Source organism: Pseudomonas sp. 10S5, from assembly GCF_035019745.1.
In the GTDB taxonomy this organism is placed as follows: domain Bacteria; phylum Pseudomonadota; class Gammaproteobacteria; order Pseudomonadales; family Pseudomonadaceae; genus Aquipseudomonas.
Genome location: NZ_JASJVL010000031.1, coordinates 17,376 through 33,346, shown reverse-complemented (window position 1 = coordinate 33,346; position 15,971 = coordinate 17,376). Strand labels below are relative to the sequence as shown.

The window sequence follows — 15,971 nt, the reverse complement described above, 5'->3', positions numbered from 1 at the left end:
TTGGTGGAGCTAAACGGGATCGAACCGTTGACCTCTTGCATGCCATGCAAGCGCTCTCCCAGCTGAGCTATAGCCCCACGTTGTGGACGGGGCGCATGTTAAGCGCGAGCAACCACCCTGTCAAATTTATTTTCAACAATTTCTAATGGTTTTCGTCGGCATAACAATCACTTACCACTTTGCCCCCAGGAATCACAAGGGACGCTCGCCACAGTGCGCCATCCTCAAGTCAGCCACAATGATCCGCGGTCCCCCGTCGGCGCCAAAGGAGTCGCTAAGCAATGACTGCCAGTAGTTTTTCCCACTCTTTATTTTCTTTCTTCGAAACTCCGCCGAGCAAATCAATGGCCTGTCTGAGTCGAAAGCGCGTCAGATCCGGACCCAGTATTTCCATAGCATCGGTCACTGAAACCGAGTTTGCCTGCCCCGTAATCGACGCAAACATCAGCGGCATGGCATCGCGCAATTTCAGCTCTAGATGTTCGACCACTGATTGAATGCTCGCGGTGATCGCGTCTTTGTTCCACTGGCGCAAGATTTCCAGTTTCCACAGGATCAATTGCATTAACTGGCGCACTTGATCGGGCGACAATTTTTTGTGTTCAAACAGCTTGGCGTCCGGTTCTACACCACCCGCGAAGAAGAAACTGGCTAACGGCGCAACCTGGCTGAAGGTTTCAACGCGCCCTTGAACGTGGGGCGCGATTTTCATCATGTACTCGGGGTTAAGCGCCCACGCCTGCAAGCGACTGGCGAATTCTGCCACTGGCAACTCGCGTAGCCATTGGCCGTTAAGCCAAGACAGTTTCTCAATGTCGAAAATCGGCCCGCCCAGCGACACACGCGAAAGGTCGAAGTTATCGACCATTTCCTGCAGTGAGAACTTCTCGCGTTCGTCCGGCATCGACCAGCCCATACGGCCCAGGTAGTTGAGCATCGCTTCGGGCATGAACCCCATGCGCTCGTAGAACGTCACCGAGGTCGGGTTCTTGCGCTTGGACAATTTGCTCTTGTCTGGGTTACGCAGCAGCGGCATGTAGCACAGTTGCGGTTGTTCCCAGCCGAAGTATTCATAAAGCAGAATCAATTTCGGTGCAGATGGCAGCCATTCTTCGCCGCGCAGCACGTGGGTAATACCCATCAAGTGATCATCGACCACGTTGGCCAGGAAGTACGTCGGCAGGCCGTCAGTCTTCATCAGCACTTGCATGTCCATGCGATCCCACGGAATCTCAACATCGCCGCGCAACATATCTGGCACCACGCAGATGCCTTCGCTCGGCACTTTCATGCGAATGACGTGGGGTTCGCCAGCCTCCAGACGACGCTGCACTTCTTCTTTTGAAAGCAACAGTGCGCGACCGTCGTAACGCGGGGTTTCGCCTTTGGCCATTTGCTCGGCGCGCATCTGATCCAGCTCTTCAGCGGTGCAGAAACACGGGAACGCGTAACCCAGCTCTACCAGCTGTTTGGCGTACTGCTGATAGATCTCGCCGCGCTCACTCTGCCGATACGGGCCATGCGGACCGCCCACGTCCGGGCCTTCGCTCCACTCGATGCCCAACCAGCGCAGCGCATCGAAAATCTGCTGTTCCGACTCACGGGTCGAACGCAGTTGATCGGTGTCTTCAATACGCAGGATGAACTCGCCGCCATGTTGCTTGGCAAAGCAATAGTTGAACAATGCAATGTAGGCAGTGCCAACGTGGGGGTCGCCGGTGGGCGATGGCGCGATTCGGGTGCGGACGGTGGTCATTGAAAATCTCGAATAGGTCGAACAAGCGGCGAATGTTAACAGGCGTACACCCATGGCTCCAGCGCAGGGCATAACGGACTAAATGAATACCTGAACATCAACGTGAGCCATTATTTGAGCGCATGGCTGTAAGCCCGAAATAAACACTGATAAATTCGCTTACATTTCAAATAATTCAGACGCCCATGCCCACCCAACTTAAACGCCGCCTACTCGTGTTTTTCACGATTGTCCTGCTAATTGCCCTCGGGTTCTTTGCCCAGTGGTACTTCAAAGGCCGCTTCTATGAAACCACTGATAACGCCTATGTTCAGGGTGAAATAACCCGTATCTCCAGCCAACTGGGCGCCAGGGTTGAAGAGGTCTTGGTTCAAGACAACCAACACGTCGAGAAAGGGCAGTTATTGATCCGATTGGATGCCGCCGACTTCCACATGGCGGTAGACCGCGCGCAAGCCATGCTCGCCACTCACCAAGCCGAGCGTATTCAAGCGCAGAGCAAACTCACCCAACAAGGTAGCCTGATCGCGTCGGCTGAAGCTCAAGTTGCCGCCAGCCAAGCGACCTTTGGCCGCACGCAAATTGATTTGAACCGAGCCGAAACCCTGCGCAAGCCCGGTTATATTTCGGAAGAGCGGGTGACTACGCTTTCCGCCGACAGCCATATCGCTCGCTCCCAAGTCACTAAAGCCCAGGCCGACGTGCAAGGCCAGCGTCAGCAAGTGGTCGCTTTGGGAGCGGAAACCAAACGCTTGGACGCGCAAATTTCCAACGCCAAAACCGACTTGGCCCAGGCCGAGCTCAACCTGCAACGCAGTGAAATACACGCGCCCCTCAGCGGCATGATCGGTCAACGTGGCGCGCGCAATGGACAATACGTGCAGGTCGGCGCTTATTTGTTGTCGATCGTCCCGGACACCGACATTTGGGTGCAGGCCAACTTCAAGGAAACCCAGATCGGGCACATGCAGCCCGGTCAACCCGCCGAACTGAAGTTTGACGCGTATCCGGACACGCCTATCCAAGGCAAAGTCGAAAGCCTGTTCGCCGCCTCCGGCGCGCAATTCAGCCTGCTGCCGCCCGATAACGCCACCGGCAACTTCACCAAAGTCGTACAGCGCATTCCGGTGAAGCTGACCTTCGCCACCGACAATCCCCTGAATGGCAAAATCCGCCCCGGGATGTCGGTGACGGTTAAAGTCAAAGTTAAAACCGACGGCGCCGACAGTGGCCGGTGATCAACTGATCAGTCCCGTCGGCGAACCGAGCCGTCGAGACTGGATAGCGGTCATGAGTGTCATGCTCGGCGCTTTTATGGCGGTGCTGGACATCCAGATCACCAACTCTTCGCTCAAGGACATTCAAGGCGCACTATCGGCCACTCTGGAAGAAGGCTCGTGGATCTCCACTTCGTATCTGGTGGCAGAGATCATCATGATTCCACTCACCGCTTGGCTGGTGCAATTGCTCTCGGCACGACGCTTGGCGGTGTGGGTGTCGTGTGGTTTCTTGATCGCGTCGATGCTCTGCTCAATGGCTTGGAGCCTGAACAGCATGATCGTGTTCCGCGCACTTCAAGGTTTCACCGGCGGCGCGTTGATTCCGCTGGCGTTCACCATGACCCTGATCAAACTGCCTGTTCACCATCGTGCCAAAGGCATGGCGCTGTTTGCGATGACGGCAACTTTCGCCCCGTCAATCGGGCCGACGCTGGGCGGTTGGCTGACGGAAAACTACGGATGGGAATACATCTTCTACATCAACATTCCGCCCGGCCTGCTTATGATTGCCGGCCTGCTCTACGGTTTGGAAAAGAAAGCATCGCATTGGGAGCTGTTAAAGAGTACCGACTACTTAGGCATTGCCACGCTAGCCGTGGGGCTGGGGTGCTTGCAGGTGTTTCTTGAAGAAGGCCACCGCGAAGACTGGCTCGAATCGAACCTAATCGTGGGACTGGGCAGCATTGCGCTGATTAGCCTGCTTACCTTTATCATCGTGCAATTGTCCAAAGCGGCGCCGCTGATCAATTTGAGGATACTGGGCGAACGCAATTTTGGCCTGTCGAGCATCTCCAGCGTCGGCATGGGCGTGGGCTTGTACGGTTCGATTTATTTGCTGCCCCTGTATCTCGCGCAGATCCAGGGCTACAACTCCCAGCAGATCGGCGAAGTGATCATGTGGATGGGGATTCCGCAGCTATTTTTGATCCCGTTGGTGCCGCAACTAATGAAAGTCATGCCGCCCAAACTGCTCTGCGCGGCGGGATTCGGGTTGTTCGGCTTCGCTAGCTTCGCTTCTGGGGTGCTGAACCTGGACTTCTCAGGTCCGCAATTCAATCAAGTGCAACTGATTCGTGCCTTGGGTCAACCAATGATCATGGTCACCATTTCGCTGATTGCCACCGTGTACATCCAACCGAAAGATGCGGGGTCCGCCTCCAGCCTGTTCAACATCCTACGCAACCTCGGTGGCGCGATCGGCATTGCCTTGCTTTCGACCCTGCTCGATTCCCGAACCAAGGTATATTTTGATTATTTGCGCGAAGCCATTGTGCCGAGCAACCCCCAAGTTGCCGAGCGCATTGCGTTGTTGACCGACAAGCTGGGCAACGAAACTGCTGCGTTGGGCAAACTTAGTGAAATCGCTCACCAGCAGGCGACGATCATGGCTTATAACGACGCGTTTCATTTTGTCGGCATCGCGTTGGCCGTCAGTATGGTTGCGGTATTGTTGACTAAGGCGTTGCCGGTCGGGGTCAAAGGCGGCGCGGCGCATTGACAGAGCCAAAGGCAAAAAAATCAGTTTGCCTTGATCCATATCAAGTGGCGTTCAGAACATTGACGGCACAATAATGGCACCTTGCCTTTATCTGTTTCGCTACTCAAAAGAAGACCTCTCATGGGCGCCTGGCTTAGCAATATTTCCCTGAAATACAAATTCTGGGCCGTCAACGCGGTCGCCTTTTTCACCACCTTGACGCTTGTACTGTACGCCTTGCAGCTTGAGCAACACGCCCGAGTCAATGCGGCGCAGGACTCAGCGCAAGCACAAGCGCGCTTGCTCGGCAGTTGGCCGGGCACTCAGCCCCTGCCCGCCCTGAGCAACCTGTTGAGTTATGCCCAAGGTCAAGCACCCAGCCTCAATGGACAGTCGCTTACTGAATTGGCTAACGCCAGCGGTTGGGTGGGATTGAGCGCACAGGAGCAAGGCGACGAGACCCTCATCGGTGCCGAGGTGATCGCCCGACCTGATGGGCGACGCGTTGCTGTACTGGCCTTCGCCCCAAGCCTTATACAGGTTCTGGCCGAACGCCTAGCGCAATACGCCGTCGCCGTATGCATCCTGACCATTGTGATGTTGGCCGCGTCACAATTGTTGATCCGCTTTTTGCTGAGCCAACTCGACACGCTTAAGGACGTCATGCTTCACGTCGAAAAAACCGGCGACTTATCTGCTCGTGTGCCACTGGTGGGCGACGATGAAGTCGGGCAAATGGCCAAGGCGTTCAATGCCATGCAGGCCGGTTATCAGAGGGTGGTCAACATCGTTGCCAAAACCGCTGCCCGCCTCGATGAAGGCGCGGTCAAGCTGGCGCAGGGCATGAGTGAAGTGCGCCACGGCATGCTAGGCCAACAAAGTGAAACGGACCAAGTCGCCACCGCTATCAACGAAATGACTTCTACCGTCTACCACATCGCCCAGCACGCCGGGGCAACCCGCGATCAATCCCAAACGGCCGATTCCTTGGCGGGCTCTGGAAAGGAGGTGGTTCAGCGGGTGCAGGTTTCAATTGCAGGGCTCTCTAGCGGCGTCCAACAAACGGCTGAAATGATCCGGCAATTGGCCGAAGACAGTCAAAAGATCAATGGGGTGGTTAACGTCATCCACAGCATCGCCGAGCAGACTAATCTGCTGGCGCTCAACGCAGCCATTGAAGCGGCACGTGCCGGTGAAATGGGTCGCGGGTTCGCCGTGGTAGCTGACGAAGTGCGCAACTTGGCAAAACGCGTGCAAAGCTCCACCGACGAAATCACTAAAATGGTCGCGGCATTACAAGCCGGAACTCGAGACGCAGTGGATTTCATGCAGGAAAGCTCGTTCAAGGCCGATGATTGCGTGCAGCACGCCAAAGAAGCCGGCGAAGCGCTGGCAGCGATTACTGATGCAGTGGCCCAAATGCGCGAAAGCAATACCCTGATCGCCGAAGCCGCCCAAGAACAAAGCCAAGTCGCGGAAGAAATGAACCGCGCCGTGGTCAGTATCCGGGACGTCACCGAACAGACCGTGCAGCAAACCGTAGAATCAGCGACCACCAGCGGTGAACTGGCGACCTTGGCCGGTGAACTAAGTCGTGCCATTGGTCAGCTTAAGTTGTGATCACTGGCGGTTTATCTGCATGGCCTTCTTCGCAAGTGAATTCGTTCCCACGCAGGGCTGAGCATCACTCGTGCTGATGTATCCGCCAGCGCTATCAACTCGATAGCCAACATCGATTCGCCGCCCCTTCACGCCCGGGCCTATTGTTAAAGCATTGAAGTAATGCTTTAAGAGGCCCGCACCATGAACAGATTGCTAAAGACTTTTGGACACTGCAGCGCTTACGCCGACAACGCGTCATCGGCCCTTGCCTTAATCCTCTCAATTGTTGCCGGGTTGCTGCTGGTGGATGGAATGCTTGAGTCGAGCTTTCCATCAATCGCCATTGGTGTCATTGCATTTGTCGCAGCGAAGACGTTCAGCCAAACACCGTTACCGTCTGACGACTGATCGCCACCAATTCACCGCTTGGGGTCCAGAGCGCGGCGGCGGTGTGACCGTAACCGTCGCGGGCATGTTCGATCACTGCGCGGTACATGCACCAGTCATGGGTATTCAACTCCGGCAACGGTTGCACGAACTCAATGGTCCAGGTCAGCGAGCTTCCAGGCGCTGGCTTGCTCAAATGTGGCAGCAGCGCTGGAGGCCACGTATCGACCAACGCCAGCACGTGGGCTTCGGTCAGGCGCTCATTTTTGACGTCTCCACGCAAACGCACGTAGCCGCCGATTTCCCTTGAAGGCGTATTGCTGAACGGCAATCCCCCCAAACCCCAACGCATGCTCATGAAGCGCAGGTATTCAGGGGTGATGCCGGGGATAAACGGTAACTCCTGACATTCATCCACTGGCTTCAGCGTCGGCGCCGGATCGGCCTGAACCGAAATCGCCGATACCCTGGGCGCGCCGAAGCTGCCCTGAATAATGGTCATGACCTGACCGCCCTGCATCGCCCGGCCCAGCACCTGACTGACGGCTTTTCCCTCGCGTAATACCTCCACCTCGAAACTGATAGGGACACCCGGCGCGGCGGGACCGACAAAGGTCAGGGCCAGCGAGCGAACCGGCCGGTCTGCTGGCACCTTGGCGCGCATGGCTTCAAACTGCAACGCAGCCATGAGGCCACCGAAACAGGCTCGGCCTTGGGCCCACTCAGCGGGGATAACGACACAAAGAGGGTTGTCACGTACAGCGTTAACCAGGTCGGAAAAACTCATGCAAACCTCATGTTTGGTAAATCGGCGATAAAGCATTGCCGGAATCTTAACCAGCACGAGGTCGATGCACAGAGTTCATTTACGCCAAACTGACGTCTGAACAAGGTTTATTTTTTGAAACACGTCTTATTCAAACGTTCCAATGCCCGGTCCGCATTCATTTCAGCAGTCTTGATGTCTTTTTCCCAGCCGGGCACGCAGCGCAGCAGATCCGTGTGCTCTTTAGCTTGAGTGAGCCATTGCAAATGATCATGCCAGTCGCCTAGCGCCGTTTGCGCATCTTTAAGCCGCTTTTGCGCAGCTTGGCTGGTTTTTTCCAGCTCCGGATAAGCCTCGGCGGCGTAACGTACGCGCTTAATCAACAGGCGCAAACGATGACGATCGTGGGCGGGATCTTCCATCGTTATGTGAAGTTTCTTCCACTGCTTGCTCAGGCGCGTTTCAATGCGTTTTTTCAAATTGTGCAACAGGCCTTGATGCTGCGAGGCCCGAAGGAAACGTGGAAAGGCATCCAGCACGCTGAACAGCTGTCTCAGCTGCGCTGAAGTTGCAACACCCCTATACGCCGCGCTTAAGGAGTGATTGCGCTGACGAGCCGCTTCGGCCATGCCCCTTTGTTGCAAGTAGGCGGCCAACACTTCGCGATCACGCAATGGGGTGGTCAGTTGACCCACTGCTTTGGCTGCCGTTTCCAGCTGCTCGACGCCGGGCAAGCCGTTTAGCGGTCGTAGCAAGCTGCGCAGTCGCCTGACGGTAATACGCAAGTCATGCAGTGCTTCGCTGTCCGTTTCAGCGGACAGCCGCGCCTGGCAGGCCATTAATTTCACATCCAAACTCAGCAGTTGCCCGACAAGACGATCAACCAATTCAGACATTTATTCCTCCTCGAATACCTTAATAGTCGAAAACCTCCACGGCAGACCTCGCCGAAGCCGTCTCAAATGGCGCCTTAACACTGCCAGCGAACGGCGTTGGTCAGCGTAGCGCAGTGCTTCAAATTCGGTAGCAAATGCCAGAATCAAATCAGCATGGGCCGGAAACCGAATCGCAGCTCGCTGTGAAAATGCCTGGGCGCCCTCGGCCTCACTACGCTGTAAGCCGTGACGCGATAGCAGCCGCTCAAACGACTTAAACACACGCAGCTGCGGGTCATTTTCTCGCTGCCACGGTTTGAACAACCACAGCGAGAACAGCCCAATGAGCAACGCCCCTACGCCAAAAAACACAGCCCCCTCAAACCCGGCAAACCAGCGGCTGAACACCTGCACCTGTTGCTGCCCTTGGTAACCGAGAACCCACCGCTGCCAACCATAGTTGAGGTTATCCCAGCTCATGCGAAATGAATTGAGCCAGGGCAAGTTTTGGTATCGCAGGGCAAATAATGGCGAGTCGGCAAGAAACGCTTCGTCTGGCGACAACGCTTGCTCCAAGCCCTGTTCAATGCGCTGCGGAGCCACGGCGGCAGTGGGATCGACGCTTTGCCAGCCGATCGTAGGCCGCCAGTATTCAACCCAAGCGTGAGCATCGAATTGACGCACGCTAAGGTAGTGCCCTTTCGGATTCAGTTCACCGCCTTGGTACCCCACCACGACCCTGGCCGGGATCCCGGCCGCACGCAAGACGAAGGTCATGGCGCCAGCATAGTGGGCGCAGAAACCGCTGCGGCTATTGAAGAGAAAGTCGTCAATGGATTCAGGGCCTAACACGGGGGGCTTGAGTGTGTAGCGATAGGGTTCGTCGCTGAAGTGCGCCAACATGGCCCCGACCAGCGCATCAACCTGTGGGTAATGCCTATTAAGGTCGGCCGCCCACCCACGCGCCTTGGGGTTGCCATGGACCGGCAGTTGCAAGTTTTGCCGTTGCGTCGCTTCGCTTAGCTGCGGTTCGCGCACGGCGTCGGGCCAAGAGTGAACGCTGTATAAAAGGGTTTGCTCAACCGGATGGTGACGCTGAAGACGAAAGTCATTCATCTGCCGCACATCAGCTAAAGCGGTTTCAGCTATATCCAGCGCCGGGAGCCAAGGTCGACCGCTGGGCTCCATGATGATGCTATAACGCTGCTCATTACCCCGTTTTTGCCAGTCGGGTCGTTCAATACGCATCGCTTTGCCAGATTGAGACCAACGCCGACCGTCGAACTGTTCAAGGGTTAATGCGCGCCAATACAGCGTGTTGTGCGCAGGTATCTGCCCGTCGAAACTGGCGCGAAACACCAATGCAGGTGAACGGCTCAATTCAGCAATATCACCCGGTGCCATGTTGTCGGACAGTCCGGTGACACCTCTATTGCTGGGCTGCGGCAGCGACCACAACGGCTCCAATCGAGGAAAAAACACGAACAACAACAGCATCAGGGGCACAGCCTGCAGCAGCAGTTTCGCGGCTAATTTCAATGCAACAGACAGTTTAGGTGTTGAGGCCGTCTGCTGTATGCCTACCAATCCCGCCAGCAGCATGCTCACGGGCAATAAAGAGTAAAACCCCCACAGCAAGCCGTCCTCAAAGAGGTAACCCACTGCGACACAGAAAAATCCAAGAAAGATCAATACCAGTGCGTCGCGGCGGTTGCGCATTTCCAGGGTTTTCAAGATGAAAGCCCCCAGCAGCAGGGACGCACCGGCATCAAGCCCTACCAAGCTGCCTCGGGACAGAAACACCCCTGCGATAGTTACCAGGAAGAGCACCGTCTTGAGCAACGTGCCTGGAAATTCCGAGCGCATGCGCAGCACTTGGACCCGCCAAGCGGTGCAGCCCAGCCAGAGGCCGATCATCCAAAAAGGTAAATGTGCCAGAAAAGGCACCGTAACAAACGCTTGCGCCAGTAAAAGCCAAATCAGACCGGCGCGGGGAATCGGCAGGCTCAAGTTCATTGCTGCTCGCCGAATAGGGCCAGCGCTTGCAGGCAGGCCTCGCGGTGCTCATTGCCACTGCTCGATGCCCGTAGGTAACCGGGCAGGCGCAAGGCGAAGGGTTGCCGACGCTGAGACAGCTCAAGTACCCAATAGCACAACCGCGACAAACGCTCTTCGATGCCCCCACCCAACGCCATGAAATCCAAACACAAGTCGTGGCCGCTGACATCGGTAAAGTCTTTGATAAGCAGGCCCTGCCCACGGGAATAAGCCTTCCAGTGCAAGCGGCGCCGAGAATCACCCGACTGATAGGGTTTCAATCCTTGGTAATCATCCACGCCAGGACCTGGGGTCGCCGCCCCTTGATCTTCTGCATGGGGCTGCGTGCCCTGCAACAGCGGCATCGCGCCCACTATTGGTCGAGGGTAGATCAGCACCGATTGCTGCAAGTCCAGCCAACTCCAGGCTCGAAAGATACTCAAGGGAAAAACGCTCTCAACCCGCAGTCGTGGTGCCCGTAGCCAACCACGGGCCAGCGCAGGCAAGTCAATATTAACTTCTGTCAGCCCGGCGCTGGGCACGTCCAACTCCTGCAGGTGCTTCACGTCCCAGCCCAGCGCAATCGCTTGATGGGGCCGTTTAGCGCTCTCCAGCCGCAGGCGCAACAGCAGCGGCTCCCCGACGAAAACCGAGCGCACGGAACCCGCGCTGAGCACTAAACCACTGAGATTGCGAAAGGTGTGCAGGATCGTCAGGATCGCCACCGACATCAACAGGAAGGTCAAACCGTACGCCAGACTGTTTTGGTAGTTAATCGCGACCAACAACATGAGCACTAGCACCGACGCGAAGGTTGCACCGATGCGGGTGGGCATAATGAAAATTTGACGGTGATTCAATTCAACGCGGGACGCCGGCGGAATACGCCGCGCCAGCCAGCGCTGCCAGAACGGTTTGAGCGGGTCCATCACAACACGCTAACCTCGCGCAATAGCCATTGCACTAACACCCCGCTGCCATGTCCGACAGGATCAGACCGTTCGCGTAGTCGGTGGCTGACGACTGAAGGCAGGACCGCTTGCACGTCTTCCGGGATCACGTAATCGCGATCCGCCAAGAATGCCCAGGCCCGGGCAGCGGCAAGGATCGCCAGGCTCGCCCGCGGTGACAGTCCCCAGGCAAACTGCGACTGGCTACGCGTGGCATCTACCAGCCGCAAAACATAATCGACCAGTGCATCACTGGCACGTACGCGCTGGATCAAAGTTCGCAATGCCGCTAATTCTGCATGGTTGAGAACGGCTTGCACACGCGGCAGTAGATCTCTTCGGGGCTCGCCTTGCAACAGTGCCTTTTCCGCCGCTTTGGCTGGATAGCCTAGAGACAAACGCATTAGAAATCGGTCCAGCTGTGATTCGGGTAACGCAAACGTACCGCCTTGACTGAATGGGTTTTGCGTCGCAATCACAAAAAATGGATCAGGCAGTGCACGCGTGGCGCCCTCAATGGTGACTTGGCCCTCCTCCATGGCTTCAAGCAACGCACTTTGGCTTTTCGGCGTCGCCCGGTTTATCTCATCGGCAAGCACAAGCTCGGCAAAGATCGGCCCAGGGTGAAAGGTGAATTGCCCGGTGTCTCGATCAAACACCGATGTGCCCAAGATGTCACCGGGCAAAAGATCCGAGGTGAATTGAATCCTTTGAAAGCTGAGCCCCAAAACCTTAGCCAAGGTATGGCTGAGGGTGGTCTTGCCCATGCCGGGCAAGTCTTCGATCAGCAAATGCCCGCCCGCCAACAGGCACGTCAAGGCCAAACGCACTTGCACGTCTTTTCCCAACACCACGTCATTAATGGCGCGAAGGCATGCGTCGAGTTTACTGCTCATGAAAAGCCTCCCCAGACGACTGAATAACGGCAATAGAGGCCAGATAAGTAGCCACTGTAAGGTCAGTGCGGCGACTTTAACCAGCCCCATCAATACAAAAGCCACCGAGTGCTGACTGCGCTCGGTGGCTTGGGATGAAAGCGTGGAAATTACACGTGCATTAACGGCCTGCGCGGGATTCCTTAATGTAGAACCGAGCCTTTTCGGCCTTGCTCGAACACCCTTCATATGCTTCAAACTGCTGCTGGGTTTTAGCACCGGTCAACAATGACAGAGCTTTGGAGTAGCTGACTGTGCCCGTGAAGCCTTCGGCTTTTGCCAAGTCCAGCTCGCGCCAAGCGGCATCAAGTTCAGTAGCACAGGTGTCGCGGTACGCGGTTTTACCAGCGCAACCTGCAAGAACCAACGCAATCAATGGCAAACAGATCCAGGCTTTCATCGGTGTTCCCTCAAAAATAAAATGTGGTCATGCGGGGGCTTTGACGATATCAGCACTGAAAAGTGCCATGGGCCTAGCATCGTCAAGGGTAACTCAGTTCCTGCGGGGCTGCTTCACGCGTATGGTGGGGCACTGCGATCAGGGAAAGAACATGAAAAAACGAATAGCACTGGTACTAGGCTCAGGCGGTGCGCGGGGTTATGCGCACATCGGCGTTATTGAAGAGCTAGAGCGTCGCGGCTACGACATCGCCTGCATCGCGGGCTGCTCAATGGGCGCAGTGGTCGGCGGCGTTTACGCAGCGGGGAAACTCAGGGAATACCGCGAGTGGATTGAAAGCCTGGATTATCTCGACGTACTGCGGCTGGTCGATGTCAGCTTCCGTTTGGGTGCTATTCGTGGAGAAAAGGTTTTCGGCCAGATCCGCGAAATTGTTGGCGAAATCAACATTGAGGACCTGCGCATTCCTTACACTGCCGTAGCAACCGACTTGACCAATCAGCAGGAAATCTGGTTTCAAGAAGGCTGTTTGCACCAGGCCATGCGTGCTTCGGCGGCGATTCCAAGTTTGTTCACACCGGTGATGCAAGGCAGTCGAATGCTGGTCGATGGTGGTCTACTCAACCCGCTTCCCATTGTCCCGGTGGTGTCCAGCCATTGTGATTTGATCATTGCGGTCAACCTCAACTCGACCAATCAAAAGCACTATCAGCTACCGGTGATTGAACGTGCGCCTGCGGTGAAAAAACGCTTCGACAATTTGATCAATTCATTGGGTTCCCACCTGCCGTTCCGCCGCAAATTGGAGCCCACGAACGACATCGAGGTATTGCGTCTGGAGCAGGACAGCCTCAAGTCGAGCAGCGCAACGATTGCCAATCCGTGGTTGAACGAAGGTGCAGACCCCCAATCGCAACAACCGTCCGCTGCCCCCTCGAGTGAAGGCACACCGCGCTCAGCCAGCGGCTCGTTCATCATCGACAATGTCGGACCTGCGTCGTTGCTGGACTTGATCAACCAGAGCTTCGAGGTGATGCAAACCTCGCTGGCGCAGTACAAAATTGCCGGTTATCCCCCGGATATATTGATAAACGTGCCCAAGCGCGTGTGCCGGTTTTTCGAGTTTTACAAGGCGCCAGAATTGATCGCGCTGGGACGCGAGATTGCCAGGGACACATTGGACCGGTATGAGGCGGAGCATAATCACTGAGTTTTGTTGAGTGCGACATGAAGTCATTCGCCAATGAATTCGCTCTCACCGGATTAGGGCATACCCTGATTTTTCGATGACACGAAGCCCCCTGCTTGAGCAATTTATTCGTGAATCACGACGCGATATCCCAGCCACATCGCGTCGTTACCCCGATCAAACCACCAACAACCGGTCCCGCAACTTACCAATCTCATCGCGCATTTGCGCAGCGGCTTCGAATTCGAGGTCGCGGGCCAGTTGATACATTTTCTCTTCCAACTGACGAATTCGCTTGGTGATTTCGCCAGGTGTGCGCAGCTCAGCTTCGTACTTGGCGTTTTCCTCGGCGGCTTTGGCCATACCTTTGCGCTTTTTACTGCGCGAACCCGGCACGGTGGCGCCTTCCATGATGTCGGCCACATCCTTGATAACGCCTTTGGGAATGATGCCATGTTCGAGGTTGTAGGCGATCTGTTTGTCGCGACGGCGATCTGTTTCGCCAATCGCTCGCTCCATCGAACCGGTGATGCGGTCGGCATAGAGAATCGCTCGGCCATTGAGGTTACGCGCCGCGCGGCCAATGGTCTGGATCAGCGAGCGCTCTGAGCGCAGGAAGCCTTCTTTATCCGCATCGAGAATCGCCACCAGCGACACTTCCGGCATGTCCAAACCCTCGCGCAGCAGGTTGATCCCCACCAACACATCGAATATGCCCAAGCGCAGGTCACGAATAATCTCGACCCGCTCTACGGTGTCGATGTCCGAGTGCAGATAGCGCACGCGGCAGCCGTGGTCGGCGAGGTAGTCGGTGAGGTCTTCGGACATCCGTTTGGTCAAGGTTGTAACCAAAACCCTTTCGCCCAACGCAACGCGCTTGCCGATTTCCGAAAGCAGATCATCCACCTGGGTCAGTGCGGGACGAATTTCGATTTGCGGGTCAACCAAACCGGTAGGTCGCACCAATTGCTCAATCACCCGACCGGCATGTTCGGCTTCGTAATTGCCGGGGGTTGCGGAAACAAAAATGGTCTGCGGGCTAACACTCTCCCATTCGTCAAAGCGCATCGGACGATTATCCAGTGCCGATGGCAACCGAAAGCCATATTCAACCAGGGTTTCTTTACGTGATCGGTCGCCTTTATACATGGCGCCCACTTGCGGCACGCTGACGTGGGATTCGTCGATCACCAACAACGCATCGGCAGGCAAATAGTCGTAAAGCGTCGGTGGCGGCGCGCCGGAAGGACGCCCGGACAGATAACGCGAATAGTTTTCGATGCCGTTGCAGTAACCCAGTTCAAGAATCATTTCCAAATCAAAGCGGGTGCGCTGTTCAAGGCGCTGGGCTTCCACCAGTTTGTTATTACTGCGCAGGTACTCCAGGCGCTCCTGAAGCTCGACTTTGATGTGTTCCATGGCATCAACCAGGGTTTCGCGCGGCGTGACGTAGTGGCTTTTTGGGTAAAACGTGAAACGCGGCAGTTTGCGAATCACCTCGCCGGTCAACGGATCGAACGCTGACAAGCTTTCCACTTCATCGTCGAACAGCTCGATGCGAATTGCTTCGAGGTCGGACTCTGCCGGGTAGATATCAATCACGTCACCGCGCACGCGAAAGGTTGCCCTCGCAAAATCCATGTCGTTGCGGGTGTACTGCAAATCCGCCAGACGCCGAAGCAATGCGCGCTGGTCGAGTTTGTCGCCACGGTCAACGTGCAGCACCATTTTCAGGTAGGTCTCGGGGCTGCCGAGGCCGTAAATGCAAGACACCGTGGTGACAATAATTGCGTCTTTGCGCTCCAGCAACGCTTTGGTCGCCGACAGCCGCATTTGCTCGATGTGGTCGTTGATCGACGCATCTTTCTCGATGAACGTATCCGACGACGGCACGTAGGCTTCCGGCTGGTAGTAATCGTAGTAAGAAACGAAGTATTCCACGGCATTATTTGGGAAAAACGCTTTGAACTCGCCGTACAACTGGGCGGCCAAGGTTTTATTCGGCGCCAACACCAAGGTGGGGCGCTGCACTTGCGCAATCACGTTGGCAATGCTGAAGGTCTTGCCTGAGCCGGTGACGCCCAGCAGTGTCTGGTGCGCCAGCCCGGCTTCGATCCCTTCAACCATCAGGCGAATAGCTTGCGGCTGATCACCGGCCGGTTCGAAACGGGTTACGAGCTGAAACTCAGGCATAGGTGACCTCTGGGTACATTTCGGCACGGAACAGCCGGGTAACAACGAGAAACTGCGAGCGATGATGCCGCCGGGAATACGCGAAGACACTACAAATGGAGTCGGCAGCCTAATCTTTCAAGCG

At 56.0% G+C, this 15,971-nt stretch carries 13 protein-coding genes and 1 tRNA gene; 5 read left to right on the top strand and 9 right to left on the bottom strand.

Going from position 1 to position 15,971, the window contains the following annotated elements; translation table 11 throughout:
• Position 1: 1 nt before the first annotated feature.
• Both QN378_RS22810 and gltX read right to left on the bottom strand, forming a co-directional pair.
• A tRNA-Ala gene (locus tag QN378_RS22810) sits at positions 2–77 on the bottom strand.
• A gap of 197 nt (positions 78–274) precedes the next feature.
• Entirely contained in the window at positions 275–1,756 is a 1,482-nt protein-coding gene (gene gltX, locus QN378_RS22805) for a glutamate--tRNA ligase (RefSeq protein ID WP_322202927.1), read from the bottom strand.
• A 185-nt stretch (positions 1,757–1,941) separates the two neighbouring features.
• Between gltX and QN378_RS22800 the strand changes: the two genes are divergently transcribed.
• The 4 genes from QN378_RS22800 to QN378_RS22785 all read left to right on the top strand — a co-directional run bounded on the left by QN378_RS22800 (position 1,942) and on the right by QN378_RS22785 (position 6,523).
• Complete coding sequence (locus QN378_RS22800) at positions 1,942–2,994, top strand: HlyD family secretion protein (protein WP_322202925.1); 1,053 nt, start codon at positions 1,942–1,944, stop codon at positions 2,992–2,994.
• A gap of 52 nt (positions 2,995–3,046) precedes the next feature.
• Complete coding sequence (locus QN378_RS22795) at positions 3,047–4,534, top strand: MDR family MFS transporter (protein ID WP_322206851.1); 1,488 nt, start codon at positions 3,047–3,049, stop codon at positions 4,532–4,534.
• 120 nt (positions 4,535–4,654) lie between these two features.
• Entirely contained in the window at positions 4,655–6,133 is a 1,479-nt protein-coding gene (locus QN378_RS22790; RefSeq protein ID WP_323550885.1) for a methyl-accepting chemotaxis protein, read from the top strand.
• Between the two features lie 183 nt (positions 6,134–6,316).
• On the top strand, positions 6,317–6,523 hold the full coding sequence (locus QN378_RS22785; RefSeq protein WP_322202921.1) for a hypothetical protein: 207 nt from the start codon (positions 6,317–6,319) through the stop codon (positions 6,521–6,523).
• On the opposite strand, the gene QN378_RS22780 is transcribed toward QN378_RS22785, so the two are convergent.
• From QN378_RS22780 to QN378_RS22755, 6 genes are all read right to left on the bottom strand, one after another.
• Positions 6,492–7,289: a thioesterase family protein gene (locus tag QN378_RS22780; protein ID WP_322202919.1), complete on the bottom strand. Its 798-nt coding sequence runs from the start codon at positions 7,287–7,289 to the stop codon at positions 6,492–6,494. The two genes, QN378_RS22785 and QN378_RS22780, sit on opposite strands and share 32 nt — an antisense overlap.
• A gap of 107 nt (positions 7,290–7,396) precedes the next feature.
• A complete protein-coding gene (locus QN378_RS22775; protein WP_322202917.1) occupies positions 7,397–8,164 on the bottom strand; it encodes a CHAD domain-containing protein in 768 nt (255 codons plus the stop codon).
• Positions 8,165–10,159 carry a DUF3488 and transglutaminase-like domain-containing protein gene (locus tag QN378_RS22770; protein ID WP_323550886.1) on the bottom strand — a complete coding sequence of 665 codons (1,995 nt, stop codon included), beginning with the start codon at positions 10,157–10,159 and terminating at the stop codon, positions 8,165–8,167. It abuts the gene before it with no gap.
• Positions 10,156–11,109: a DUF58 domain-containing protein gene (locus QN378_RS22765; protein WP_407074527.1), complete on the bottom strand. Its 954-nt coding sequence runs from the start codon at positions 11,107–11,109 to the stop codon at positions 10,156–10,158. The genes QN378_RS22770 and QN378_RS22765 overlap by 4 nt, the downstream gene beginning before the upstream one ends.
• Positions 11,109–12,026 (bottom strand): AAA family ATPase, encoded by a 918-nt coding sequence (locus tag QN378_RS22760; RefSeq protein ID WP_322202911.1) that lies wholly within the window; start codon positions 12,024–12,026, stop codon positions 11,109–11,111. Before QN378_RS22760 ends, QN378_RS22765 begins: the two co-directional genes overlap by 1 nt.
• A gap of 160 nt (positions 12,027–12,186) precedes the next feature.
• Positions 12,187–12,465 carry a hypothetical protein gene (locus QN378_RS22755; protein WP_323550888.1) on the bottom strand — a complete coding sequence of 93 codons (279 nt, stop codon included), beginning with the start codon at positions 12,463–12,465 and terminating at the stop codon, positions 12,187–12,189.
• Between the two features lie 151 nt (positions 12,466–12,616).
• On the opposite strand from QN378_RS22755, the gene QN378_RS22750 reads away from it, so the two are divergent.
• Positions 12,617–13,675 carry a patatin-like phospholipase family protein gene (locus tag QN378_RS22750; protein ID WP_322202908.1) on the top strand — a complete coding sequence of 353 codons (1,059 nt, stop codon included), beginning with the start codon at positions 12,617–12,619 and terminating at the stop codon, positions 13,673–13,675.
• A gap of 156 nt (positions 13,676–13,831) precedes the next feature.
• On the opposite strand, the gene uvrB is transcribed toward QN378_RS22750, so the two are convergent.
• On the bottom strand, positions 13,832–15,847 hold the full coding sequence (gene uvrB / locus QN378_RS22745; RefSeq protein ID WP_322202906.1) for an excinuclease ABC subunit UvrB: 2,016 nt from the start codon (positions 15,845–15,847) through the stop codon (positions 13,832–13,834).
• Between the last annotated feature and the right edge of the window lie 124 nt (positions 15,848–15,971).

Coding starts and splice junctions, on each gene's coding strand:
- gltX (WP_322202927.1), bottom strand. CDS start 1,756: ATGACCACCGTCCGCACCCGAATCGCGCCATCGCCCACCGGCGACCCC.
- QN378_RS22800 (WP_322202925.1), top strand. CDS start 1,942: ATGCCCACCCAACTTAAACGCCGCCTACTCGTGTTTTTCACGATTGTC.
- QN378_RS22795 (WP_322206851.1), top strand. CDS start 3,047: ATGAGTGTCATGCTCGGCGCTTTTATGGCGGTGCTGGACATCCAGATC.
- QN378_RS22790 (WP_323550885.1), top strand. CDS start 4,655: ATGGGCGCCTGGCTTAGCAATATTTCCCTGAAATACAAATTCTGGGCC.
- QN378_RS22785 (WP_322202921.1), top strand. CDS start 6,317: ATGAACAGATTGCTAAAGACTTTTGGACACTGCAGCGCTTACGCCGAC.
- QN378_RS22780 (WP_322202919.1), bottom strand. CDS start 7,289: ATGAGTTTTTCCGACCTGGTTAACGCTGTACGTGACAACCCTCTTTGT.
- QN378_RS22775 (WP_322202917.1), bottom strand. CDS start 8,164: ATGTCTGAATTGGTTGATCGTCTTGTCGGGCAACTGCTGAGTTTGGAT.
- QN378_RS22770 (WP_323550886.1), bottom strand. CDS start 10,159: ATGAACTTGAGCCTGCCGATTCCCCGCGCCGGTCTGATTTGGCTTTTA.
- QN378_RS22765 (WP_407074527.1), bottom strand. CDS start 11,109: ATGGACCCGCTCAAACCGTTCTGGCAGCGCTGGCTGGCGCGGCGTATT.
- QN378_RS22760 (WP_322202911.1), bottom strand. CDS start 12,026: ATGAGCAGTAAACTCGACGCATGCCTTCGCGCCATTAATGACGTGGTG.
- QN378_RS22755 (WP_323550888.1), bottom strand. CDS start 12,465: ATGAAAGCCTGGATCTGTTTGCCATTGATTGCGTTGGTTCTTGCAGGT.
- QN378_RS22750 (WP_322202908.1), top strand. CDS start 12,617: ATGAAAAAACGAATAGCACTGGTACTAGGCTCAGGCGGTGCGCGGGGT.
- uvrB (WP_322202906.1), bottom strand. CDS start 15,847: ATGCCTGAGTTTCAGCTCGTAACCCGTTTCGAACCGGCCGGTGATCAG.